The organism is Mycobacterium sp. IDUB_1 (assembly GCF_055419625.1).
This window is the reverse complement of the sequence record NZ_JBVAYA010000001.1, coordinates 1,324,195-1,346,484: the sequence shown is the minus strand read 5'-3', so window position 1 is coordinate 1,346,484 and position 22,290 is coordinate 1,324,195. Positions and strand designations below refer to the sequence as shown.

Sequence of the window (22,290 nt, the reverse complement as noted above, 5' to 3'; positions counted from 1 at the left end):
CCGGTGAGCTTGCTGATCGTCAGCCGGCTCCTCGGCTCCACGGCCGAATGGATGTGGTACTCGATCGCCACGGTGTTCGCGTTCTCGCTGGGCGGGGTGGCCGCGATCGGGGCCATCGGCGTGGCCTCGGTCCTGCCGGCCGGGATCCTCGGTCCCGCCGTCGGTTACGTGATCGACCGATATCGCCGTGAGCGCGTCCTTGCGCTCATGCTCGGATTACGCTCGTGTGCAATCATTTTCACGATATTCTCGGCCGCTTACTTTCCCTCGGTCGCCGTCCTCGTGGCGGCGGCCGTCATCGAGGGCATCGCGAGTCTCTTCGTCCGGCCGACCAGTGCGGCGTTGTTGCCCTCGATCACCACGCGCCCTGAAGAACTCGTCCGGGCGTATGCGTGGCTGAGCACAGCCGAGAACGTCGGTGTCCTCGTCGGTCCGATTGCCGGCGGCCTGTTGCTGGCTGTCACGTCGCCGCCCGTGGCCGTGTCGGCCGCCGCGGTCCTGGCCTGTGGTGCCACCATCGCCGTGCTGGCAGTGCGCGTGGACGCGCCCGACCTCGCCCCGACGATTCCCGATTCGGGCCTTCGCCATGCGTTCGCCGACGTCGTCAGCGGCATTCGGTCTGTGTCGGGACGCCGAGTGCGCGCGGTGGCCTTGATCACCGTGATGGGGTCGGTCGCGATGGGCGCGGGCGATGTCTTCGTCGTGCCGCTCGCCATCGAGACACTGGGTTGGGGAGAAGCCGGCCCGGGCATGCTCCTCGCGAGCATTGCTGCCGGCGGTCTGCTGGCTGGTCTGGCCCTCGGCGCCATCGGGAAGCGCCGGCTGGGGCCAGCGTTCGTGATCGCGACTCTGATGACCGCTGTCGGTCTCGGGGTGCTGGCCGCGGTGCCGCAGGCGGTGGTCGTCGTCGCCTCGTGTGTGGCCATCGGGGCGGGCGGAGCACTGGTCGCCACTGTGAGCCAGATCCAGATCCAGTGCCTCGTGCCACTGTCGGCGAGCGGCCGAGTGCTCGGCACGCTGGAGGGACTCGTCTGCCTCGCCATCGCCGCGGGTGTCTGGGTGACGGCCTACCTGATCGACCGCTGGTCGCTCAGCACGAGTCTGTATGTGCTCGCGATCGCCATCGCGGCGGGCACCGTACTGCTCGCATGGTCCGTGCTGAAAACCGATGCCGACGTGGCGATCGCGCGGGAACGCATCGACGCGCTGGCCGACATCGCGCTGTTCGCGCCGCTGCCGAACTCGCTGCGTGATCGACTGGCCACTCAGGTCGGCAGCATCGACGTTTCCGAGGACGAGGTGGTCACGTATCAGGGCGAATTCGGCGACAGCTTCTACATGGTGGAAGCGGGCCACCTCGACGTGTTCGTCAGCGGCCGACACGTGCGGACCCTCGGGCCCGACGACTTCTTCGGCGAGCTCGCGCTTCTTGCCGACACTCCCCGCACCGCCACTGTGCGCGCTACCACTGCGTGCCGATTGTGGACGTTGCCGGGCAGCGCATTTCTCACGATTCTGTCGGGCTTCCCCGCGACGGGTCAGGTGATCGATGCGGCTTCGGAGGAACGCGCGGAGTTCTTGCCCGACGCGGCTGACACACCGAAAGCCGCGCTGGCCCATGTGCCGCTGCTGGCCGGTGTCCCCGCCCGCACAGTCGACACCCTGGCCTCTGAGGCACACACTCGCCGCTACGACCAACGCTCCGTCGTCTTCCATGAGGGTGAGCAGGCAGGCGATGCCTTCCTCGTCGTGTCCGGGCAGGTGGAGGCGCAGCAGGCCGATGCGGTCGTCCGCAGGCTCGGTCCGGGCATGCTGTTCGGCGAGCGGACCGCGCTCCGGCCGGGCAGCGTGCGTTCGGCGACTGCGACGGCCATGCCGGGAACTGTGCTGCTGCAGATCCCGGCCGACCGACTACGCACCGCGGTCGAGCAGCGCGACAGACCGCGAGAACCCAACCTCGACAACATCATCGAGTCCTAGCTGTATCGCCTCACGGTGACGACGAGCTGCCACCGCGGTGCCGGCGTTTCATGACTCTGGCTCGTCCGAGAAGTCCCAGGTGCCTTCGGCGATGTCGGCGAGGCGTTGCAGGTACGCCTCGCGCTGTCGTGCTGAAGTCCCTACCCGCTCCCGGTCCAGCACTGAGACCCCGAGATCATCCGGCGGAAGGGTCTGGGCTGTAGCGGGCACACCGTAGAACGGCAGGTGGTCGTCGAAACCGCCGGGGGTGTAGAAGTTCAACACTCGCGCGTCCTCGTCGGACACCACCCGGAAGGCGTGCCTGGTGGCTTTCGGCACCCACACCGCAACGCCCGGTCCGGCGCGGACGATGCGCGACTGCGGACCCACTGTCATCTCGAGTTCGCCGGACAGCACGTAGAAGCCCTCGGCTTGGCGTTCGTGAACGTGTGCGGGCGGCCCGGCCCCGGCGGGAATCGTCTGGTCCAGCAGAGTGAACTCGCCGAGGGTCTCATTGGCGGACATCAGCACGTTCCACAGGGTTCCGCGATACCAGTACGCAGGCGATTCGCCTGCCCGTCCCAGGACGGTGGTGGAGCGTTCTTCGGTCATCAGATCGTCCGATCGTGTAGTGCCGCGGACGCTGATGTCGCGGCATGACATCACGGTATCACCTGATGTCGCGGCGTGACATCAGTGCGTTGTCACGCCAGGTCATCGCCGCGGTAGCATCGTCGCGTGCCTCGCTGGGAACACGGCAGCAAAGAGCGGTTGAAGCAGGCCGGGCTGCAGCTGTTCGACGAGCAGGGCTTCCAGCACACCAGCGCCGTGCAGATCGCGGAGCGGGCCCGCGTCACCACCCGCACGTTCTTCCGCCACTTCTCCGACAAGCAGGACGTGGTGTTCGCCGATGCGGAACTGTTGAGCGCGGCGCTGGTCCAGAGAATCCTCGACGCGGCTGACGTCGAGCAGCCACTACATGCGGTGATTCGGGCGCTGGCGGAGTTCGACTGGCTGGCATTGGGCACGCGCGAGGTCCTGCGGCGGCGGGACGCGATGATCGCGGCGAACCCCGAGCTTCTCGAACGAGAGCTGATCAAACAGGACGAGACGGCCGACGCGGTGGGTGAGGCATTGCATCAGCGCGGAATCGATTCCACCACCGCGCAACTCGCCGCTCGGGTGGGACTGCAGGTGTTCCGGACCGCCTACCAGCGGTGGCTGGCGGCCGACGACGACGCCGACCTGGCGACGACGGTCGACACCGCGATGTCGAGCCTCGAGGCGATGGCGGCGCCCCGCTAGTCCATTCGACCCACGTCGAGTACGCGCAGCACCGCCACGCCCTCCTCGTCGCTCATGCCGAGATCCACTTCCCCGTCGATGCCCCAGTCGTGGTCACCGGCCGGGTCGTCGAGGATCTGCCGCACCCGCCACACGTCGGCGCCCCGCTCGATGAGCAGCAGCGCCGGCCCGCGCGCATTCGGGCCGGTCCCGACGTCGGCGTGCTCGTCGTAGTAGTCGTCCCCGATCTCTCGCCACCGCTGCGCCGTCCATCCCGAGCCACTGTCCAACGCGCCCAACTCATCCCAGCGTTCCCGGGCGAACAGTTCGACGCGACGGAACAGCGCGTTACGGACCATCGCGGTGAACGCCCGCTCATTGCCCGTCACCGGCCGCGGCCGCACCGGCACCGAGACCGGCGCATCCAGCGGTTGGTCGGGGCTGGTGAGCTGCTCCCACTCGTCGAGCAGGCTCGAATCCACCTGTCGCACAAGCTCGGCGAGCCATTCGGTGATGTCGGTCAGTTCCTCGGTGCGGGCCGCGGCGGGCACACCGGAACGCAGCGCCTTGACCGCATCGGAGAGGTACCTCAGCACGGCCCCCTCCGAGCGCGTCAATCCGTAGAGGCTGATGTACTCGCGGAATGTGAAGGCGCCCTCCCACATCTCGCGCACCACCGACTTCGGCGACAGCACCCCGTCGGCCGCCCACGGGTTGGTCTGCAAGTAGATCTCGTACACCCCGGTCAGCAGTTCGTCGAGCGGTTTGGGGTAGGTGACGTCGTCGAGCAGTTCGATACGTTCCTCGTATTCGATCCCATCGGCTTTCATCGCCGCGACCGCCTCGCCCCTGGCCTTCTTCAGCTGCGCGGCCAGGATCTGCCGGGGATCCTCGAGCGTCGCTTCGATCACCGAGACCACATCGCGCGCATAGCTTTCCGCGTCAGCGTCGAGCACGTCGATGGCGGCCAGCGCGAACGTGGACAACGGCTGGTTCAGCGCGAAGTCGCGCGGCAGGTCGACGGTCAGCCGGTAGCCGCGGCCGTCGGCATCGGGCACCGGCATCCGCTCGATCACACCGGCCTGCAGCAGGGACCGTGCGATGCCCACCGCCTCGCGGATCAGCCGTAGCTGTCGCTTGCGCGGCTCGTGGTTGTCGGTGAGGAGCCGGCGCATCGCCTCGAACGGGTTGCCCGGGCGGTCGACGACGTCGAGGATCATCGCGGTGAACACCCGCATGTTGCTCGTGAGCGGCTCGGGGGCAGCCTCGACGAGACGGGTCATCGTCTTCTCGCTCCACGGCACCATGCCCTCGGGCACCTTGCGCCGCACCAATTTCCGTCGCTTCTTAGGATCGTCGGCCACCTTGGCGAACTGCTTGAGGTTCTCCACCTCGTGATCGGGCGCCTGCACCACCACGGTGCCCGCGGTGTCGTATCCCGCTCGGCCCGCGCGCCCGGCGATCTGGTGGAACTCACGCGCGGTCAGCAACCGGGTGCGGGTGCCGTCGTACTTCGACAGCGCGGTGAACACCACCGTGCGGATCGGCACGTTGATGCCGACGCCCAGGGTGTCGGTGCCGCAGATGATCTTCAGCAGGCCGGCCTGAGCGAGCTGTTCGACCAGCCGCCGGTACTTGGGCAGCATGCCGGCATGGTGCACGCCGATGCCGTGGCGCACAAGTCGCGACAGCGTGGTACCGAACGCCGTCGAAAAGCGGAAGGAACCGATCATTTCGGCGATCGCGGCCTTTTCGGCCTTGGTGCTGACGTTGACGCTCATCAGCGCCTGCGCGCGCTCCAGCGCCGACGCCTGGGTGAAGTGCACGATGTAGATCGGCGCCTGGCGGGTGTCGAGCAGGTCACCGACGGTCTCGTGCATCGGCGTCGTCGCATACGAATAGAACAGCGGCACAGGACGTTCGGCGTGAGCGACCAGAGCCGTCGGCCGGCCGGTGCGCCGCGTCAGATCCTCCCGCAGGAACGTCACGTCACCCAGCGTCGCCGACATCAGAAGGAACTGTGCGGCAGGCAGTTCCAGTAGCGGCACCTGCCAGGCCCAGCCGCGGTCGGGGTCGCCGTAGAAATGGAACTCGTCCATCACGACCACGCCGATGTCAGAGCCGGCGCCTTCCCGCAGCGCCGTGTTCGCCAACACCTCTGCCGTGCACACGATGATCGGTGCCTGCGCGTTGACCGCGGCGTCACCGGTGAGCATCCCGACGTTCTCCGCCCCGAAGACACCGCACAGAGTGAAGAACTTCTCGCTCACCAGAGCTTTGATCGGAGCGGTGTAGTAGCTGCGCCGCCCGGCCGCCAGGGCGGCGTATTGCGCCCCGGTCGCGACGAGGGACTTGCCCGACCCGGTGGGGGTGGCCAGCACGACATTCGCGCCGCTGACGAACTCGATCAGCGCCTCCTCCTGCGCGGGATACAGCGGGGTGCCTGCGGCCTCAGCCCAGGCAGCGAACGAGGCGAAGAGGTCGTCGGGATCGGCGCCCGCGGTGGGCACCAGCAGCGGTCGGGCAGTTGTCATCGTGACACCAGAGTGCCCGATCGGTGAATTGACCCGGAATGCAGTACCGCACCACTGACAACGGCGTCGTTGACGCGGGCGACGATTCTCTACAGATTGTCGAACGAAGGGGGACTCCGATGACGATCCACATGCCGCACCCGACAACGGCACTGACGACCTGGCGAGCCAAGCACCCGAAACACGTCAGGTCAGACTGGGACGTGCACCATCGTCCGCACCATCAGGACTTCATCGAGAAGGCTGCGATGTCGAGGATGATGGACCACCTCTAGGCCGGCGCAGCGCGGCACCCGCGGTCGCGCCCAGAACGCCGACGACGACGAGCCCGATGCCGGCGAGCAGGGTGATGTTGAGCCAGTGGTGCGCGCTGCCCTCGGCGGTGCGCACCATCACCTCGGCCACTGTGCGGATGTCGCCGGTGGTGCGGTTGACCGCCGCGGCGACGAAGCGCCGACCCATCTCGATGCCCGCCCAGCCGGCGGCGCCGACCAGCAGTGCCGAGACACCGAGTGCACACAGCGCCCGCCCGCGCGACCGGGCAGCCGCCAAGGTCAGCAGCGCCAGCAGGCCTGTCAGGACCGCGGCGCCGATACTCGCCCACGGACCCCAGGTGGCCAGCGGCCGCAGCTTGCCCGGGCGCAGATCCGGCGATTCGACGGTGATGGGCACCGTCAGCGTCGGGGGCACCGCGAGGTCGAGGCTGCCCAGCGTCGCATGGAACGAGGGATCCGACAGCATCGGCGCGATGTCGATCAGCCACCGGTCGGTCGAATTGCCCTCGGGCACCGCGCCCGTGAACATCCACCGGTGTGCGATCCGATTGGCCTGGGCGAACTGGCCGGGGAAGCCGGAGTTGCGGGTGTAGGTGTCGGCGACCGCGCGGACCAGCTGCGGGTTGAGCTGATAACCGTTCTCGCTGCCCAGCGCGATGATCTGGGTGGTGAGCTCGCCAGCCATCGCGTCCTGCAGCCGGGAGTCGCCGGCCGCGCGGGCCGCCAGCGCGGCGTACCCGTCCTCGTCGACGATGTCGCGCTGCGCCCATCCGGCCGGGACAGCGACCGCCAGCGCGAGCGTGGTCAGGAGCCACAGCAGCAGCGTGGCGATAAAACGCACCGGGCGTCCTTCCTGTCGGGACGCCTCGTGGAATGTTTCAGTCGCCCAGCGCGCGTCCCACGATCAGCGGGTCGGGCCGGCCGACCACCTCGTGGTCCTTGTTGTCGTAGTCGAATTTACTCAGCACGTAGCGCATGGCGTTGATGCGGGCGCGCTTCTTGTCGTTGCTCTTGACGACCGCCCACGGGGCGATCTCGGTGTCGGTCCAAGCGAACATGTCCTCTTTGGCTGAGGTGTAGTCGTCCCACTTGTCCAGTGACGCCAGATCGGTGGGCGAGAGCTTCCACTGCCGCACCGGATCGACCTGCCGGATCGTGAAGCGGGTGCGCTGCTCGGACTGGGTGACCGAGAACCACAGCTTGGTCAGGCTGATGCCGTCGTTGACCAGCATCTGCTCGAACAGCGGGGCCTGCCGGATGAACTCGGCGTGCTGCTTGGGCGAGCAATAGCCCATCACGCGTTCGACGCCGGCGCGGTTGTACCAGGAGCGGTCGAACAGCACGATCTCCCCGGCCGCGGGCAGGTGGGTGACGTAGCGCTGGAAGTACCACTGCGTCTGTTCCTTCTCCGTGGGCTTCTCCAACGCGACGACGCGGGCGCCGCGCGGGTTGAGATGCTCCATGAAGCGCTTGATCGTGCCGCCCTTGCCCGCGGCGTCGCGGCCCTCGAAGACGATCACGTGCCGGTGACCGTGGGCCTGACTCCACTTCTGCAGCTTCAGCAGTTCGATTTGCAGCAGCCGCTTCTGCTCCTCGTACTGCGCACGCGACATGCGCTCGTCGTAGGGGTAGTTCTCGCGCCAGGTGTCGACGACTTGCCCGCTGGGGCGCAGTATCAACACAGGATCGTCATCGTCGTCGTCGATCACGTCGTAGCCGGCGTCGTCGGAGACGACCGAATGGCGGGAGCTGTCCAGAGTCACCGGCCGACGCTAACCAGCGCCACAGTCGAGCCGGTGACGACGAGGTGAACAGCCGGTGGACTATTTGGCCATGCGCTTGGGCCGGATCAGCGCCAGCTTGGTCATCATCGTGTTCATCCGCTTGAGCGCGCGCTGGGAGTTGTTGTAGTAGTTGCCTCCGGCGCCGAGGGCGGTGCGCGGGCTGACCACGGTCTCGATGCGGCAGTACTTGCGCAGCCCCTCTGGGCCACCGAACCGGGCGCCGATCCCCGAGGTCTTCCAGCCACCCATCGGGGCGGTGGTGCACATCAGGTTGGAGATCACGTCGTTGATGTTGACGCCGCCGCAGTCCAGTTGCAGGGCAACCTCTTTGGCGCGTTCGACGTCGCGGGAGAACACTGCGGCGGACAGTCCGTAGGGGCTGTCGTTGGCCAGTCGGACCGCTTCGGCCACCGACGAGACCTTCATGATCGGCAGGGTCGGACCGAAGGTCTCCTCCGTCATGGCCGCCATCGAGTGGTCGACGTCGACCAGCACGGTGGGCTCGTAGAAGCTGCCGGGACCGGGCCGGCGCTTGCCGCCGGTCAGCGCCCGCGCACCCTTGGCCAGCGCGTCGGCGACGTGACGTTCGGTGACGGCGACCTGGCTGTCGTCGATCATCGCGCCGAAGTGGTGCCCTTCACCGGCCCCCATCTGCAGGTTCTTCACGTCGCGGACCACCGCGTCGACGAATTGGTCGTAGACGGGCTCGAGCACGTACACCCGCTCGACGGACACGCAGGTCTGTCCTGCGTTGAACATCGCCCCCCACACCGCGGCGTGGGCGGCCAACTCGATGTCGGCATCCTCGAGCACGATCATCGGGTCCTTGCCGCCGAGTTCCAGGCTCACGGGGACCAGCCGGCGGGCGGCCCGCTCGGCCACCTTGGCACCGGTGGCGCTGGAGCCGGTGAACTGGATGTAATCGCTGACGTCGACGACGGCCTCGGACACCTCACGAGCCCCCTGCGCCAGGGCCAGCACGTCCGGCGCGCCGGAGTCGAGCCACCCGCGCAACAGCAGTTCGGCGGTCAGCGGAGTGCGCTCGGAGGGCTTGAGCAGCACGGCGCAGCCTGCGGCGAGCGCACCGATGGCGTCCATCAGCGCGTTGGCGACGGGGTAGTTCCACGGCGCGATGATCCCGACGACCGGGCGGGGCCGGTAGTGCACCTCGATCTTCTTGATGGACAGGAACGGCAGCGCCGCCGGCCGGGGGTCCGGCGCGAGCGCCTTCTCCATGGTGCGCACGTAGTACGACAGGATCATCAGGATCAGCGGCACTTCTTGCGCGGCGTCCGTCGCTGATTTTCCGGTCTCGGCGATCAGCAGCTCTTCGATCTCGGCGCGGTGGCGGCCCAGCCACACGCCGTAGCGGGCCAGGACCTTGGCCCGGCCGGCAGCGCCGCGGGCCTCCCATTCGCGCTGCGCCTCACGCAGGGCGGCAGCGATGCGGGGCACGTCGGTGGCCTCGGTCCAGCGGACCTGACCAGCCAGTGCGCCGGTGGCGGGGTTGGTGATCGTGCCGGTCCCGGTGAAGGGCGTGACGTCGGAAGTCGCGGTCATGTCCCCCACTCTAACGAGCGGTGTGACGCACGTCGCACGCGGGGTTGACAGGTGTCAAGTTCAGGCGGCGATGCCCCGGATGTACGCAGCCTGCCCGAGGTGCTGGGCGGCGTCGTCGATGATGCTGACCAGGCGCGCGCTCGCCGTCACCGGCGGCGTCCAGCGCTTGTCGATCACCCGGGCCAAGTCCTCGCTCGACACCGACGCGACATAGGCCAGGCTCTCGCGGTGGACCGCGTGGTAATAGCCGGAGAGCAGGCCCGCCGACGCGCGCACCTTGGCTACGTCGTCGGGGGTGTGGCCGTAGCCGTGGGCGTCGCGCGGGAGGTCGAGCGCGAACCGGTCCACCCAGCCCTCGCGGAACCACACCTGGTCGATGCCCGCGATGTCACACAGCTGGGCGTCCTGGATCCGCGCGCTGTGCCACAGCAGCCACGTGATGGTGTTCGCCTCCGGCGTCGGCCGGTAGTAGGCCACCTCGTCGGTCAGACCGTCGGTCAGATCGTCGGCGTGCTCGATCAGACGGGTGAACGAGTCACGCAGCAGCTCGCGGGCAGCGTCGATGTCAGCCATGTCGCCAAACTACGCCCGCCCCCGGACAGGTGGTCACCAGGACAGGTCGGGTTCGGCGTCACCGTCGGTCATCCCGAATGCCTCGCCGGAGAAGTGGTGCGTTGCTCCGAGAGTCGCGTGGTGCCCGCCTCGCGCCCACCGCGCCTTCCGATGCAGCGCCCACGACGCCCGGCACACCACGGTCGCGGCGCCTTCGCTCACGTGTACCTCGCCGACATCCGGCTGGTCGCAGGCGTCGACGAGGTCGGCGACGCCGTGCGCGGACAGCACGGGCCGGCCCGTCACGGTGACCACGAATCGGGTCCGGCGGCGGATGTCCTCAGGCACCGGACCGATGCGGATGCGGGCGTCCTCCAGATGGGCCCGGCCGCAGAGCGACTCCGCGCCCGCGCCGGTGACCCAGATGCCCACGTCGTGGGTGAGGAAGCCGCCGAGTGTGGTCACCAGCGAACCCAAACCGTGGCCATCGCCATCGAGTTCTACTGCAATGAAGGGGATCTCGTAGCGAAGGCCGTGCGTGCGGGCCGCCGGATCGGTGATCAACCTGGCCAGCGCGAGCGCCTCGGCGTTCTTGGCGGCCGCCCGGTCAGGCACCTCACGACCCGCCCAGTCCGGGCCGTTGTGCCAGGCCACCGCGTCGCGCGCGTGGTGGAGCACCGCACCACAGACCACGGCCCGGTGGGCGAACTCCCAGTCCTCGCCACCGTAGGAGTCGAACGACTCGTCGAACCCTCCGCAGTAGTCGAACAGCTCTCTGCTGCAACACATCACGGAGCTGATGACGTACCGGTAGGCGGTGTGGTCAGCGGTCGCGAGATCCCGGGTGCGTTCGTAGGCGTCGGTGAGCCAGCGCGGCTCGTCGAGCACCAGCGGGCTACGCTCCCCCGCCCACCACCGCGCCACGTCCGCCGCCGCCCACCCGTCGAAGTCGGCATGGCGGCGCCGACCGACGACCAAAGCGTGCGGAAGCTCCGACGGCAGCCGCGAAACATTCTGCAGGTAGCCGGGTTCCGGCACGGTGTCCGCGTCGAGGAAGCACAGGATCTCGCCGTCGGTGGCGGCCGCACCCAGGTTGCGCGCCGCGGCGGCCCGGAAACCCAGGTCGGGCTGCCGGACCACGCCGCAGCGCAACGACGTCGACGAGACATCGGGCGGCACCGGGGAGCCGTCGTCGGCGACGACGACCTCGATCAGATGTGAGGGATAGTCCTGCAGCTCGAGGGCCGCGAGCAGCCGGTCGAGATCGTCCTGCTGGTCGTAGAACGGCACGACCACAGCGATGGTCGTCACCGGTGCCACCTGTCGAGGAAGGCCTGGTAGGCGCCGGCGGTGTCCTCCGGTGTCGGACGTGGTACCGATCCCTGTGCCAGCCAGGTGGATTGGGGGTCGTCGAGAGCACACCTGATGGCTCGGCGCAGTCCGTGCGGTGGATACAGCGTGAGCATGCCGGGATTGCGGTCGGCGACCTCGCGGGTGTAGCGGTTCGTAGCGACCACCGGGCGGCGCGCCGCCGACAGCCACGAGCCGAGTGAACCGGAGGCCGAGACATGGGTGTGTGCGACGACGGGCACCGTGACCCGCTGCAACGTCTCGGTCAGTTGCTGGTCGTCCACGTGTCCGGTGATGTGAAACCGCCGGCCCTGCTCGTCGGCCCGGGCCGCGAGGTCGTGCACCAGATCGTCGTGTCCTGTCGAGGGTTCCCCGATCGCATGGATCTCGATGTCGGACGGCAGATCAGCACAGGCCGCCATCACCTCCTCGTGCCCCTTGCCGGGATACAGGAAACCGAACACACCCACGGCGCGTACCCCCGCGGGGCGGCAGTAAACGGGCGCGGGCTGCGCGATCGGCAGCGGAATCACGGCCACGCCCGACACATCGACACCGATGTCCCGCAACAGGTCTCGCTCGTGCTCACTGCACACCGCCACACCGGCCGACCGTGCGCAGACGTCGGCGTAGCACGCCGCGCGCCTCTCGGCGCTACGACCGTCGGAGGGTTGGGGCAGGTCGTGCAGGGTGACGGTGAGGCGGGTGCGGTGAGCGATCGACGCGACGGCGCGCGCCGCAGCATCGGGGCTGTCCCCGAAGAGTCGGTCGGTGAACTGCAGATGCACACCACTGTCGGGGAGAGTGCGCGGCGTGCCCGCGACATCCGGCGACCACACCTGCCGCAGGGGTAGCGCGAGCCCGAACCGGACCACGCCGTGATGACGTGGACCGACGAGAAGCTGCGTCACCGTCACGCGGGCCTCGGGAGAAAGCCAAGTGATTCCATGACGTTTCCGTGACGCTGGACCGCCAGATCACAGAAGTCGCGGTTGTCCTCGTACCACCGCAGCTGTGCGGTGTGAACGTCGTGGGCAGCGATGGTGGTGCCGTGCTGACACCAGGCGGGCCGCGGCGTCCCGGGGACTCCCAGCGCGTCGAGGACCCGTGCCTCGAGCGGCGCGGTCACCGAGCTCAGCAGGACGGTGTCGACGGGCGTCGCGGTCGCGGCCACGTCCAGGTGGTCGAAGATGCGTTGGGCCAGCGCTGTCAGCACTGCATTGCCGGGGTGGTTGATCGTGTGCGCTGCGTCGACACCGAAGCCCGCCAACAGATCTGAGATACCGACGTCACAGTCCCTGGCTTCGCGCATCGCCAGCTCGTCTCGGCTGATGGCGGCCACCGCCCGGATCTGATCGGCGCTGACGTCGACGTCCCACGGATCGTCGGGGCGGTGCCCCGCGCGCGCCGCCGCGATGGTCCGCAGGTCGTGATACGGCACCACCGGCGGCGTCAGCGACCGGTCGGCGGGACGGCGCACGATGACCTGGAAGGGGTACAACCCGGCGTAGCGGATCACCGGCCAGCGCACGACCCGGGCAGCCGGATTCAGTCGCTCGACGAGTTGGCGCGTTCCCACCGGCAGGTCCCGGTAGTCGGGCCGGATCGGCTGGCTGAGCAGCACGGCAGCCTGTCCGAGGAGGTCGTCGAGGTGCGGCAGATCCCGTTGTGTCAGTTCGTGAACCGGAGGAATGCGGACCGTTCGACAGGGCTGTTCGGGCACATTGGCGAGCACCCGGCGCAGCGCTTCTGCCTGGCAGTTTCCGACAACCAACCACAGCGGCTCGTCTCGCGGTGACCGCTTTTCGGGCGGGTTGAAGAAGTTCACTCCGAGAGGTTACGTGTCGCTTTTGCGTGGTATACCTGTCACAGCAATTCGTCGAGACAGCGGCGAGACAAAACGCCCTGTCGAAAGGATTGTGTGACTCCCATTCGTGTTGCCTCCGTACCGGCTGCACACCCGTACATCTCTGCCGTCGTCGACGCCACGGTTGTGACGTTGCTGCCCGATCCGGTTCCACCGGGCGCGAGCCAACCTGGACAGTGGTGGCCGCCGCAATGGCTCGATCATCGGTACGTCCTCGCCCGGATCACCGAGATCGATGTTCTGCATGTGCATTTCGGCTTCGAGAGCATCGCGCGCGACGACCTGGTTGCCGTCGCCGACGTGCTCGCGGCGCATGCCGTGCCGCTCGTGGTCACCGTGCACGACCTGGCCAATCCGCACCTGGACGACCAGACCGGCCACCTCGCCAAACTCGCCGCCCTGGTGCACCGAGCTGATGCGGTCATCACGCTCACCGACGGTGCTGCGCGCCACATCCGCGACAGCTGGGGCGTCACGGCGGCGGTGCTGCCGCACCCGCACGTGGTGCCGATCGAGCAGGTCGGGTCACCACGCGCGCAGCGCACCCGGCCCGTCGTCGCCGTGCACGCCAAATTCCTGCGCGCCAACATCGATCCGTGGCCTGTGATGAACACACTCGTTGCAACACAGCGTTTTTCGTTGCGCCTGGATCTCGACGAGAACGCTTTGACCTCCTCGCGGGCCGACGCGCAGCTGGCCGCGCGGCTCTCCGCCTACCGAGAACGCGGTGTCGATGTCCGGATACATCCGCCGTTCACCGACGACGAACTCGTCGACTACCTGCACGACATCGACATACTGGTGTTGCCCTATCGGTTCGGCACACACTCCGGCTGGGTCGAGGCGTGCCACGACACCGGCGTCATCCCCGTGGTCCCCGACTGCGGGCACTTTCACGAGCAACAGCCCTGTGCCACCTTCGGATTCGGCACCGGCCGTTTCGACGAGGCCAGCCTGCTCACAGCCGTCGACGACGCGGTAGCGCACGCCCGCGGGCGCGCTGACGATCTGGCCCGCCGGCGCGTGCGGGCCTCCGAACGCGACCGGGTGCGACGGGACACCACACAGCTGTACCGGCGCCTTGGCGAGACCGCGAGAACCGCATGAACGCCCGCCCACTCCGTATCGCCCTGCTTGCCTCGACGCGCTACCCGGTACGGCAACCGTTCGCCGGCGGACTCGAAGCGTTCGTGTTCGAACTCGCGCACGGCCTCACCGATGCGGGCCACTCCGTCACGGTGTTCGCCGCGCCGGGCTCCGACATGGGTCTGCCGTGGAATGTCGTACCGCTGCGCACCCTGCACATGAGTGAGCACACCCGGCGCCTCGATCCCACGACACCGGAATGGGTGGTGGCAGAGACCCACGCCTACCTGTCGGTCATGGTGAGCCTCGGCCGGGCAGAACTCGGCTCGTTCGACGTGATCCACAACCACAGCCCGCACTACCTTCCGCTGGCCATGGCACACACCGTCGACGCGCCGATGCTGACGACGCTGCACACCCCTCCACTCAAATGGCAGGAGCAAGCGGTCGCGCTCCCGGGAGGGGTGGCCAGCAGCTTCGTGGCAGTCAGTGAATTCACTGCGCGGCAATGGAATCCGATCAGCGGTCCGATCCCGGTCATCCTCAACGGCGTGGACATGACGCACCGCCCGGTGGGGCCTGGCGGTGGCTACGCCGTGTGGACGGGTCGGCTGGTGCCCGAAAAAGGCGTCACCTCGGCCATCGCCGCGGCGCGCGCAGCGGGCATCCCGCTACGCATCGCCGGGCCGATAGGGGACACCGCCTACTTCGACGCCGCGGTACGTCCCCTCCTGGGCGGCGACTCCAGCGGCGCCGTCTACGACGGCCACCTGCGCCGTGACGACCTGAACGCGCTCGTCGGCGGCGCGGCGGTGGCGCTGGTGACCCCGCACTGGGACGAGCCGTACGGCCGTGTCGTCGCCGAGGCTCTGGCGGCCGGAACGCCCGTCGCGGCGTTCGCGCGCGGCGGCATCCCCGAGATCCTCGACGGATCGTGCGGGCGACTCGCCGCAGCGGGCGACATCGACGGGTTGAGCCGGGCACTGCTGGAGGCGATGACGCTGCGAAGGAGTGACGCGCGCGCCCGCGCCGAGCGATTCTGCTCGCACGAAGTGATGGTGTCGCACTACCTCGACCAGTACCGGCAACTGTTGTACACACCGGGAATCTCGGCGATGGAAGGTGTTTCGGCGTGATCGGCTATTACGTGCACCACCACGGCCGCGGCCACGCGGCCCGGGCACGGTCGATCTGCGCCCATCTGGACGAACCCGTGACGTTCTTCTCCTCGTTGCCCCGCCCCGCGCAGATGCGCGCCCAGGACCACTGGGTGCAGCTCCCCCTCGACGTCCCCGCAGACGGCGAGATTCCCGTCGACCCCGAGAGCCACGGCCGATTGCATTGGGCGCCAACACATGTGCCAGGTCTCGCACGGCGCTCCGCCGATCTGCTCCAGGTCGCCGCAGATGCCGGCCTGCGGCGCCTCGTCGTCGACGTGTCTGTGGAGATCGCGATGCTCGGTCGGCTCGCCGGTATTCCCGTCACCGTGATGGCGATGCCCGGCGAACGCACCGATCCCGCACACCGGCTCGCCTACGACATCGCCGACCAGATCGTCGCGCCGTGGTCCTCCGACGTCTACCGGCCGCCGTGGCTTCGTGAGCACGCCGACCGCACCCACTTCGTCGGATCCATCAGCCAGTTCGAGCATCGAGGACACAGCGCCGGGTCGGGCGCCGGGACAGGAGTCCTGCTCGGTGGCGCCGGTGGCGACGATCGCCCCGCAGATGCCGTCGACCAGCTCCGCGCAGCACTCCCGCAGTACCGGTGGATCGCGCTGGGCGCCTCCGGGTGGGTCGACGACCCGTGGCCGGTTCTGGACGCGGCCGACGTCGTGATCACCCACGCGGGGCAGAACGCGGTCGCCGACGTCGCGCTCACCGACGCCGCGGTGATCGTGATCCCCCAGCACCGTCCCTTCGCCGAACAGCACGCCACCGCAGAAGCGTTGGTGCGCGCCGGGCTGACCGTGGACGCGACCGAGTGGCCCACATCCGACCGCTGGCCGGCCCTTCTCACTGCCACGTTCGCGCTGGACCGGTCGGCGTGGTCGCGACTTCAGGTGCGCGGTGCAGCCGCGCGCGCCGCGCAGGTGATCGCCGCGTGAGCCTGCGGGCAGCGGTGATCACGATCGTCCACGGCCGTCACGCACACGTCGAGGCCCAGGAGGCGGGGTTGGCGCAATGCCTTCCCGCGCCGCACGACCGCATCGTGGTCGCGATGGCCGACCCGGTAGTCGCCACGCTGGCCGGCCCCCACGCCCACGTCGTCGAATGCGCCGCTGATCCTGCGGCGCTCCCGCTCGCGAGGGCCCGCAACATCGGCGCCCGGGCAGCGCTCGACCGCGGCGCCGAGCTGCTGATCTTCCTCGATGTCGACTGCATCCCCGGCCGCGACCTGATCGGCCGGTACCTCGCGGCGCACCCGCGCGTCGACCGGCCGGCACTGCTCTGCGGGCCCGTCACGTACCTGCCGCCCTCCCCCGGCGGCTATTCGCTCGACCGGCTCGACGAGCTCACCGATCCGCATCCCGCACGGCCGGCGCCGCCCCCGGGCGTGCTGCAGCCCGAACCGAACCACGACCTCTTCTGGTCACTGTCGTTCGCCTGCTCCTCGGGCACCTGGGCTCGCCTCGGCGGCTTCTGCGAGGACTACGTGGGCTACGGCGGGGAGGACACCGATGTTGCGTCTTCTGCTGCGGCACTGGGTATTCCGTTGATCTGGGTGGGCGGCGCGCACGCGTACCACCAGCACCACCCGGTCTCCGATCCGCCCGTCGAACACGTCGCGGAGATCATCGCGAACGCGCGGGTCTTCCGCAGGCGGTGGGGGCGGTGGCCGATGGCGGGCTGGCTGGACGCGTTCGAACGCGACGGCCTGATCACGCGACGGGGCGATCAGATCGAGATGACCGAGAGGACGACACATGCCTGATCCGATGGCCGGATTCGACGCGCCGGTGCGGTCCTGGGAGGACATCCCCGGGTGGTTCCAGTGGCGCTCGGGGCAGGAGGAAGCCGTCGCGACCTTCGGTCCCGGCGACCGCATCGTCGAGGTCGGCTGCTACCTGGGCCGCAGCCTCTGCTCACTCGCCGAACTCGCCCGCGACCATGACCTGGTGATCGTCGGCGTCGACACCGCCCGCGGCAGCGGACCCGAGGGCCGGGGCGGCACCAACGCCCACGGGCCCGCGGTCAGCCACGGGGGCGGCACGCTGGCCGGGTTGTTGCACCGCAATCTCATCGCCTGCGGCGCCGCCGATCAGGTGCAACTCCTCATCAGCGATTCGGTGGCAGCGGCCCAGCTGTTCGCCGACGAGTCACTGGCCTGGGTCCACCTCGACGCCCGGCACGACTACGACAGCGTGCGCGCCGACATCACCGCATGGCTGCCGAAGGTCCGCCCCGGCGGCTGGCTCTCGGGCGACGACTACGACGAGTGGCAGTGGCCCGGGGTGGTGCAGGCCGTCGCCGACACCCTCGACGGTGCACACCCGTGGTCCAAGGGCCAGTGGCGCTGGCTCAAGCCGGCGGACCGATGACCGCCGGACCGTTGCCGTGGAACACGGCCTCGACGTTGTTGCCTTCGGGGTCACGCACGAACGCCCCGTAGTAGTTGTCGTGGTACTCCGGCCACATCCGCGGCTCGTGCAGCGGCTCGGCCCCGAGCGAGAGCGCGGTCCGGTAGAACGCCTGCACCGCCTCGGCGTCCTTCGCCACGAACGCGAGATGCATCTCGCGGTTCGGGCCCGACACATCGCCGACAGACGCATCACCGATCCAGAACGAGGGATGACCGTCGGCGCCGTAACCGATGGCGACCTCCATGTCCATCTGCCTGGTGTACCCGAGTACCCCGAGGACCTTGTCGTAGAACGACTTCGACTCTTCCCAGTGCACGCAGTTGATTCCGAAGTGGTCGATCACGCCATCACCGTACATTCGAGCTATGACATATGACCTGATCGTTCGTGGCGGCACCGTGGTCGACGGTCTGGGCGGCGAACCGTTCGTCGCCGACGTGGCGGTCAGGGACGGCGTCATCGTCGAAATCAACACAGAGGTCGGCACAGAGGCGGGCACCGTCGAGGGACCCGCGGCGCGGGAGATCGACGCGACCGGCCTGCTCGTCACGCCCGGGTTCGTCGACCTGCACACCCACTACGACGGTCAGGCGATCTGGTCGGATCGGTTGACCCCGTCATCGGCGCACGGTGTCACCACCGCGGTGATGGGCAACTGCGGCGTGGGCTTCGCACCGTGCCGGCCGGCCGATCACGATGTCCTCGTCGACGTGATGGCCGGCGTCGAGGACATCCCCGGCGTCGTCATGGTCGACGGGCTGCCCTGGCACTGGGAGACCTTCCCCGAGTTCCTCGACGCGGTCGAGGCCCGGCCACACGACATCGACGTGGCCGCATTCCTGCCGCACTCTCCGCTGCGCGTGTACGTCATGGGCCGCCGCGGCGTCGACCGCGAACCGGCCACACCCGAAGATCTGGCGATGATGCGCAAGCTGGCGGCCGAGGCCGTGCAGGCCGGGGCGATCGGATTCGCGTCGTCGCGGCTGACGCTGCACAAATCCGAGAGCGGGCACCCCATCCCGAGTTACGACGCCGGCTATGCCGAGATCGAGGCGATCGCGCGCGGCGTCGACGACGCGGGCGGCGGTCTGATCCAGTTCGTCCCCGACCTGATGGCCGGTGACTACGAGCCGGCACTGCGCACCGTGTTCGACGTGGCCACCGACGTCGGGCTGCCCGTCACGTTCACGCTCGCCATCGGCAACGCCGGTGACCCGTTCTACCTCGACGCGCTGCGCATGGTGGAGAAGGCCAACGGGGACGGCGGCCGGATCAGCGCACAGATCTTCCCGCGCCCGATCGGGTTGGTACTCGGCCTGGAACTCTCGGGCAACCCCTTCGTGATGTACCCGTCGTATCAGGCCATCGCGGACCTGCCGCTCGCAGAACGGGTCGCCGAGATGCGGAAACCCGACGTGCGCGAACGTATTTTGAATGATCGACCGGCCGCCGACGGGCATCCGCTGATGTTCGCCGCACAGGCGTGGAACTACATGTTCCCGCTGGGTGATCCGCCCAATTACGAACCTTCACAGTCGGATTCGATCGGCGCCCGGGCGCAGGTCCGCGGCGTCAGCCCCGCCGAGGAAGCCTATGACCGCCTGCTCGACGACGACGGCCGTGCCATGCTGCTGGTGACCCTGGCCAACTTCCGCGACGGCTCACTCGACACCGTCGCCGAGCTGATCCGCCGCGACGACGTCGTCCTCGGCCTCGGCGACGGCGGCGCTCACTACGGAATGATCTGCGACGCAAGTTTTCCCACCTACATGCTGACGCACTGGGTGCGGGACCGACCGACGGGCCGATTGACCCTGGCCGACGCGGTCCGCGAACTCACCTCGGCGCCGGCGGAGGTGGCGGGCCTGGCCGATCGCGGCCGCATCGCCGTCGGCTACAAGGCCGACCTGAACGTGATCGACGCTGCCGGGCTGCGGCTGCATCGGCCCGTCGTCGTCGCCGACCTCCCGGCCGGCGGCCGCCGACTCGACCAGAGCGCCGACGGTTACGTCGCCACCGTCGTCTCCGGTGAGGTGATCGCCGAGAACGGCGTGCCGACCGACGCCCGCCCGGGCACGCTGATCCGGGGCCGGCGGCAGGCACCGCGCTAGTCGACGTTGCGTGTAGAAAAATCGACGTCGTGTCGATTCGTGCGTACGGTGGTGGCATGACCAAGATCTTCTTCATCACCGGTGTCAGCAGCGGCCTCGGTCGTGCGTTCGCGGTGGGCGCGCTGGACGCCGGGCACACCGTCGTAGGAACCGTCCGTCAGCCGGCCGATGTGGCGCCCTTCGAGCAACTGGCCCCGGGCCGAGCGCACGGACGCGTCCTCGACGTCACCGACGAGCCCGCGGTGTTCGCCACCGTCGCCGAGGTCGAAGCTTCTGTCGGCCCGATCGACGTGGCGATCGCCAATGCGGGATACGGCCTCGAGGGCGTCTTCGAGGAGACCCCGTTGGCGCAGCTACGCGACCAGTTCGAGACCAACGTCTTCGGAGCCGCGGCCACCGTCCAGGCCCTCCTGCCGTCGATGCGCCGGCGCCGCAGCGGGCACATCATGGCGGTGACATCAATGGGCGGATTGATGACGGTGCCGGGGCTGTCCGCCTACTGCGCCAGCAAGTACGCCCTCGAAGGTCTGCTGGAAAGCATCGGCAAGGAGGTCGAGACGTTCGGCATCCACGTCACCGCCATCGAACCCGGCTCCTTCCGGACCGACTGGGCCGGCCGCTCGATGGTGCGCGCCGAGCACACCATCGACGACTACGACGCAGTGTTCGAACCGATCCGCACGGCGCGGCTGGCGGCCAGCGGCAACCAGCTCGGCAACCCGGCGAAGGCGGCCGCCGCGGTGCTGGCGATTGTCGACGCCGCCACCCCGCCCAAACACCTGGTGCTCGGCTCGGACGCGCTGCGCCTGGTGACCGCGGGACGACGCGCGGTCGACGCCGATATCGAGACGTGGGAAACCCTCTCGCGCAGCACTGATTTCGCCGACGGACATCAGATCGCCGCCAATTGACCCGACGACGATCCGACGCACCGCGCAAAGGCGATCTCCGGGAGACCGCGATCCTCGACGCGGCCGAACGCCTGCTGGAGACAACCGGCTACGACGCGATGACCATCGCCGAGATCGCCGAAGGCGCCGGGATCACTCGTGGCGCGCTGTACTTCTACTTCGGCTCCAAACCCGAGGTGATCACCGCGCTGTTCGCCCGCACCGTGGCGATCCTGCACGAGAAGTCCCGTGCGGCAGCCGAAGACGCCGCCGGCGGTAGGCCGGCCATCGAGGCCGCCATGCGACGTACTGAACAACTGTGGTGCGACCACGGCGTGGTCATGCGCACCGCGATCGATCTGGCCGCCACCATCCCGGAGATCGATGCGCTGTGGAACTCCACCGCGGACCTGTTCATCCAGGCGATCGCCGCGATCCTCGAACACCTCGGCGTGCCGCCCGGCAGCCGGCCCGACCAGGCGTCGGCCCTGGCGCGGGCGCTGTGCTGGATGATCGAGCGCAACTTCTATCAGGCCTCCCGGGTCTCCACCGCCGAACTGAAACGCGCACGGCTGTCGTGCACCGAGATCTGGTGGCGCACAGCGCAACGCGATTGATCCCGCGGCTCTGGCCCGGCTAGGTCGACCGCTTCAGCGCCGGATGCTGGTTGCGCAGCAGGGGTAGCAGCAGGCGGCGCGGCATGACCTCGAAGACCCGCGCGGGGATCTCGTTCTGCCAGCCGGGGATCACGCTGCGCCCGCTCTCGAGTGCCTCGATCCCCTTCTTGGCGACGGTGCGCGACGGGATCCACAGGAACTTGGGGAACGCCGCAGCAAACGTCCGCTCGTCCATGCCGGCGGTCTCGAGGAACTCGGTGCGCACCGGCCCCGGGTGAAGGGCGCCGATGGTGACGCCGGTGCCGGCCAGCTCACCGCGCACGCCGTCGGTGTAGGACCGCACGAACGCCTTCGTCGCGGCGTATCCCGACTGTCCGGGGAACGGCTGGAAGCCGGCCGTGGAGCCGACATTGAGGATCGCCCCGCGGCCCCGCGGCACCATCTGCTGCACCGCACGGGTGGTCAGATCGATCACCGCCTCCACGTTGACCCGCACCTGACGGATCTCGGCATCCGGCGTGGATTCGACCACCGGGCCGATGGTGCCGATCCCGGCGTTGTTGACCAGGATGTCCATCGTGAGGCCGCGACGGGCGACCTCGTCCATCAGGTCGGCGCGCGCGGCCGGGTCGGCGACATCGCAGCCGATGACCTCGACCCGAACCGGGCCGGACAGTTCGTCGGCGAGTTCGCGCAACCGGTCCTCGCGGCGCGCGACCAGGGTCAGGCCGTACCCGCGGGCGGCCAGTTCGCGGGCCAGGTCGGCGCCGATGCCCGAGGAGGCTCCGGTGACGACGGCGGTAGTGGTCTCGGACGGGCGGGGGAGGGCCATGTCTTG

General features: G+C 68.8%; 21 protein-coding genes. 10 read left to right on the top strand and 11 right to left on the bottom strand.

Annotated features, from left to right (window positions below; genetic code table 11):
• The first annotated feature begins 3 nt into the window (after nt 1–3).
• Nucleotides 4–1,980: an MFS transporter gene (locus ACZYYX_RS06735; protein WP_463813655.1), complete on the top strand. Its 1,977-nt coding sequence runs from the start codon at nt 4–6 to the stop codon at nt 1,978–1,980.
• Nucleotides 1,981–2,028: 48 nt separating this feature from the next.
• Here ACZYYX_RS06735 and ACZYYX_RS06730 read toward each other — a convergent pair whose 3' ends face one another.
• Nucleotides 2,029–2,571 carry a cupin domain-containing protein gene (locus tag ACZYYX_RS06730; RefSeq protein ID WP_463813654.1) on the bottom strand — a complete coding sequence of 181 codons (543 nt, stop codon included), beginning with the start codon at nt 2,569–2,571 and terminating at the stop codon, nt 2,029–2,031.
• A gap of 126 nt (nt 2,572–2,697) precedes the next feature.
• Between ACZYYX_RS06730 and ACZYYX_RS06725 the strand changes: the two genes are divergently transcribed.
• On the top strand, nt 2,698–3,264 hold the full coding sequence (locus tag ACZYYX_RS06725; RefSeq protein WP_463813653.1) for a TetR/AcrR family transcriptional regulator: 567 nt from the start codon (nt 2,698–2,700) through the stop codon (nt 3,262–3,264).
• On the opposite strand, the gene ACZYYX_RS06720 is transcribed toward ACZYYX_RS06725, so the two are convergent.
• From ACZYYX_RS06720 to ACZYYX_RS06685, 8 genes are all read right to left on the bottom strand, one after another.
• The gene (locus ACZYYX_RS06720) at nt 3,261–5,777 is read right to left on the bottom strand and encodes a DEAD/DEAH box helicase (RefSeq protein WP_463813652.1); all 2,517 of its coding nucleotides are present in this window, start codon (nt 5,775–5,777) and stop codon (nt 3,261–3,263) included. The two genes, ACZYYX_RS06725 and ACZYYX_RS06720, sit on opposite strands and share 4 nt — an antisense overlap.
• 231 nt (nt 5,778–6,008) lie before the next feature.
• On the bottom strand, nt 6,009–6,893 hold the full coding sequence (locus ACZYYX_RS06715; RefSeq protein WP_463813651.1) for a hypothetical protein: 885 nt from the start codon (nt 6,891–6,893) through the stop codon (nt 6,009–6,011).
• Between the two features lie 37 nt (nt 6,894–6,930).
• Entirely contained in the window at nt 6,931–7,809 is an 879-nt protein-coding gene (gene ppk2, locus ACZYYX_RS06710; protein ID WP_463814829.1) for a polyphosphate kinase 2, read from the bottom strand.
• Between the two features lie 66 nt (nt 7,810–7,875).
• Nucleotides 7,876–9,396 (bottom strand): aldehyde dehydrogenase family protein, encoded by a 1,521-nt coding sequence (locus tag ACZYYX_RS06705; protein WP_463813650.1) that lies wholly within the window; start codon nt 9,394–9,396, stop codon nt 7,876–7,878.
• 60 nt (nt 9,397–9,456) lie between these two features.
• Nucleotides 9,457–9,969, bottom strand: coding sequence for a mycothiol transferase (locus ACZYYX_RS06700; RefSeq protein WP_463813649.1), 513 nt, complete (start codon nt 9,967–9,969; stop codon nt 9,457–9,459).
• Nucleotides 9,970–10,002: 33 nt separating this feature from the next.
• Nucleotides 10,003–11,259, bottom strand: coding sequence for a glycosyltransferase family 2 protein (locus tag ACZYYX_RS06695; RefSeq protein WP_463813648.1), 1,257 nt, complete (start codon nt 11,257–11,259; stop codon nt 10,003–10,005).
• On the bottom strand, nt 11,256–12,215 hold the full coding sequence (locus tag ACZYYX_RS06690; protein ID WP_463813647.1) for a glycosyltransferase: 960 nt from the start codon (nt 12,213–12,215) through the stop codon (nt 11,256–11,258). The genes ACZYYX_RS06695 and ACZYYX_RS06690 overlap by 4 nt, the downstream gene beginning before the upstream one ends.
• Nucleotides 12,212–13,126 (bottom strand): WcbI family polysaccharide biosynthesis putative acetyltransferase, encoded by a 915-nt coding sequence (locus tag ACZYYX_RS06685; protein ID WP_463813646.1) that lies wholly within the window; start codon nt 13,124–13,126, stop codon nt 12,212–12,214. Before ACZYYX_RS06685 ends, ACZYYX_RS06690 begins: the two co-directional genes overlap by 4 nt.
• Before the next feature lie 93 nt (nt 13,127–13,219).
• Here ACZYYX_RS06685 and ACZYYX_RS06680 point away from each other — a divergent pair, with 93 nt between their 5' ends.
• From ACZYYX_RS06680 to ACZYYX_RS06660, 5 genes are read left to right on the top strand one after another with little or no spacing between them, the layout of a single operon-like run.
• Nucleotides 13,220–14,272: a glycosyltransferase gene (locus tag ACZYYX_RS06680; protein ID WP_463813645.1), complete on the top strand. Its 1,053-nt coding sequence runs from the start codon at nt 13,220–13,222 to the stop codon at nt 14,270–14,272.
• Nucleotides 14,269–15,387 carry a glycosyltransferase gene (locus tag ACZYYX_RS06675; protein ID WP_463813644.1) on the top strand — a complete coding sequence of 373 codons (1,119 nt, stop codon included), beginning with the start codon at nt 14,269–14,271 and terminating at the stop codon, nt 15,385–15,387. The genes ACZYYX_RS06680 and ACZYYX_RS06675 overlap by 4 nt, the downstream gene beginning before the upstream one ends.
• On the top strand, nt 15,384–16,358 hold the full coding sequence (locus tag ACZYYX_RS06670; protein WP_463813643.1) for a glycosyltransferase: 975 nt from the start codon (nt 15,384–15,386) through the stop codon (nt 16,356–16,358). The genes ACZYYX_RS06675 and ACZYYX_RS06670 overlap by 4 nt, the downstream gene beginning before the upstream one ends.
• A 2-nt stretch (nt 16,359–16,360) precedes the next feature.
• Entirely contained in the window at nt 16,361–17,185 is an 825-nt protein-coding gene (locus tag ACZYYX_RS06665; protein ID WP_463814828.1) for a glycosyltransferase family 2 protein, read from the top strand.
• Nucleotides 17,178–17,792, top strand: a complete 615-nt coding sequence (locus ACZYYX_RS06660; protein WP_463813642.1) for a class I SAM-dependent methyltransferase — start codon at nt 17,178–17,180, stop codon at nt 17,790–17,792. Before ACZYYX_RS06665 ends, ACZYYX_RS06660 begins: the two co-directional genes overlap by 8 nt.
• Here the strand turns inward: ACZYYX_RS06660 and ACZYYX_RS06655 are convergent.
• Entirely contained in the window at nt 17,773–18,177 is a 405-nt protein-coding gene (locus ACZYYX_RS06655) for a VOC family protein (RefSeq protein ID WP_463813641.1), read from the bottom strand. The genes ACZYYX_RS06660 and ACZYYX_RS06655 overlap by 20 nt on opposite strands.
• A 22-nt stretch (nt 18,178–18,199) precedes the next feature.
• Here ACZYYX_RS06655 and ACZYYX_RS06650 point away from each other — a divergent pair, with 22 nt between their 5' ends.
• From ACZYYX_RS06650 to ACZYYX_RS06640, 3 genes are read left to right on the top strand one after another with little or no spacing between them, the layout of a single operon-like run.
• The gene (locus tag ACZYYX_RS06650; protein ID WP_463813640.1) at nt 18,200–19,945 is read left to right on the top strand and encodes an N-acyl-D-amino-acid deacylase family protein; all 1,746 of its coding nucleotides are present in this window, start codon (nt 18,200–18,202) and stop codon (nt 19,943–19,945) included.
• A 56-nt stretch (nt 19,946–20,001) separates the two neighbouring features.
• The gene (locus ACZYYX_RS06645; protein ID WP_463813639.1) at nt 20,002–20,856 is read left to right on the top strand and encodes an oxidoreductase; all 855 of its coding nucleotides are present in this window, start codon (nt 20,002–20,004) and stop codon (nt 20,854–20,856) included.
• Nucleotides 20,853–21,452: a TetR/AcrR family transcriptional regulator gene (locus ACZYYX_RS06640; protein WP_463813638.1), complete on the top strand. Its 600-nt coding sequence runs from the start codon at nt 20,853–20,855 to the stop codon at nt 21,450–21,452. The genes ACZYYX_RS06645 and ACZYYX_RS06640 overlap by 4 nt, the downstream gene beginning before the upstream one ends.
• Nucleotides 21,453–21,471: 19 nt before the next feature.
• Here the strand turns inward: ACZYYX_RS06640 and ACZYYX_RS06635 are convergent, their stop codons facing one another.
• Complete coding sequence (locus ACZYYX_RS06635; protein ID WP_463813637.1) at nt 21,472–22,284, bottom strand: SDR family NAD(P)-dependent oxidoreductase; 813 nt, start codon at nt 22,282–22,284, stop codon at nt 21,472–21,474.
• Nucleotides 22,285–22,290 lie beyond the last annotated feature (6 nt).

Coding starts and splice junctions, on each gene's coding strand:
- ACZYYX_RS06730 (WP_463813654.1), bottom strand. CDS start 2,571: ATGACCGAAGAACGCTCCACCACCGTCCTGGGACGGGCAGGCGAATCG.
- ACZYYX_RS06720 (WP_463813652.1), bottom strand. CDS start 5,777: ATGACAACTGCCCGACCGCTGCTGGTGCCCACCGCGGGCGCCGATCCC.
- ACZYYX_RS06705 (WP_463813650.1), bottom strand. CDS start 9,396: ATGACCGCGACTTCCGACGTCACGCCCTTCACCGGGACCGGCACGATC.
- ACZYYX_RS06700 (WP_463813649.1), bottom strand. CDS start 9,969: ATGGCTGACATCGACGCTGCCCGCGAGCTGCTGCGTGACTCGTTCACC.
- ACZYYX_RS06675 (WP_463813644.1), top strand. CDS start 14,269: ATGAACGCCCGCCCACTCCGTATCGCCCTGCTTGCCTCGACGCGCTAC.
- ACZYYX_RS06660 (WP_463813642.1), top strand. CDS start 17,178: ATGCCTGATCCGATGGCCGGATTCGACGCGCCGGTGCGGTCCTGGGAG.
- ACZYYX_RS06650 (WP_463813640.1), top strand. CDS start 18,200: ATGACATATGACCTGATCGTTCGTGGCGGCACCGTGGTCGACGGTCTG.
- ACZYYX_RS06645 (WP_463813639.1), top strand. CDS start 20,002: ATGACCAAGATCTTCTTCATCACCGGTGTCAGCAGCGGCCTCGGTCGT.
- ACZYYX_RS06635 (WP_463813637.1), bottom strand. CDS start 22,284: ATGGCCCTCCCCCGCCCGTCCGAGACCACTACCGCCGTCGTCACCGGA.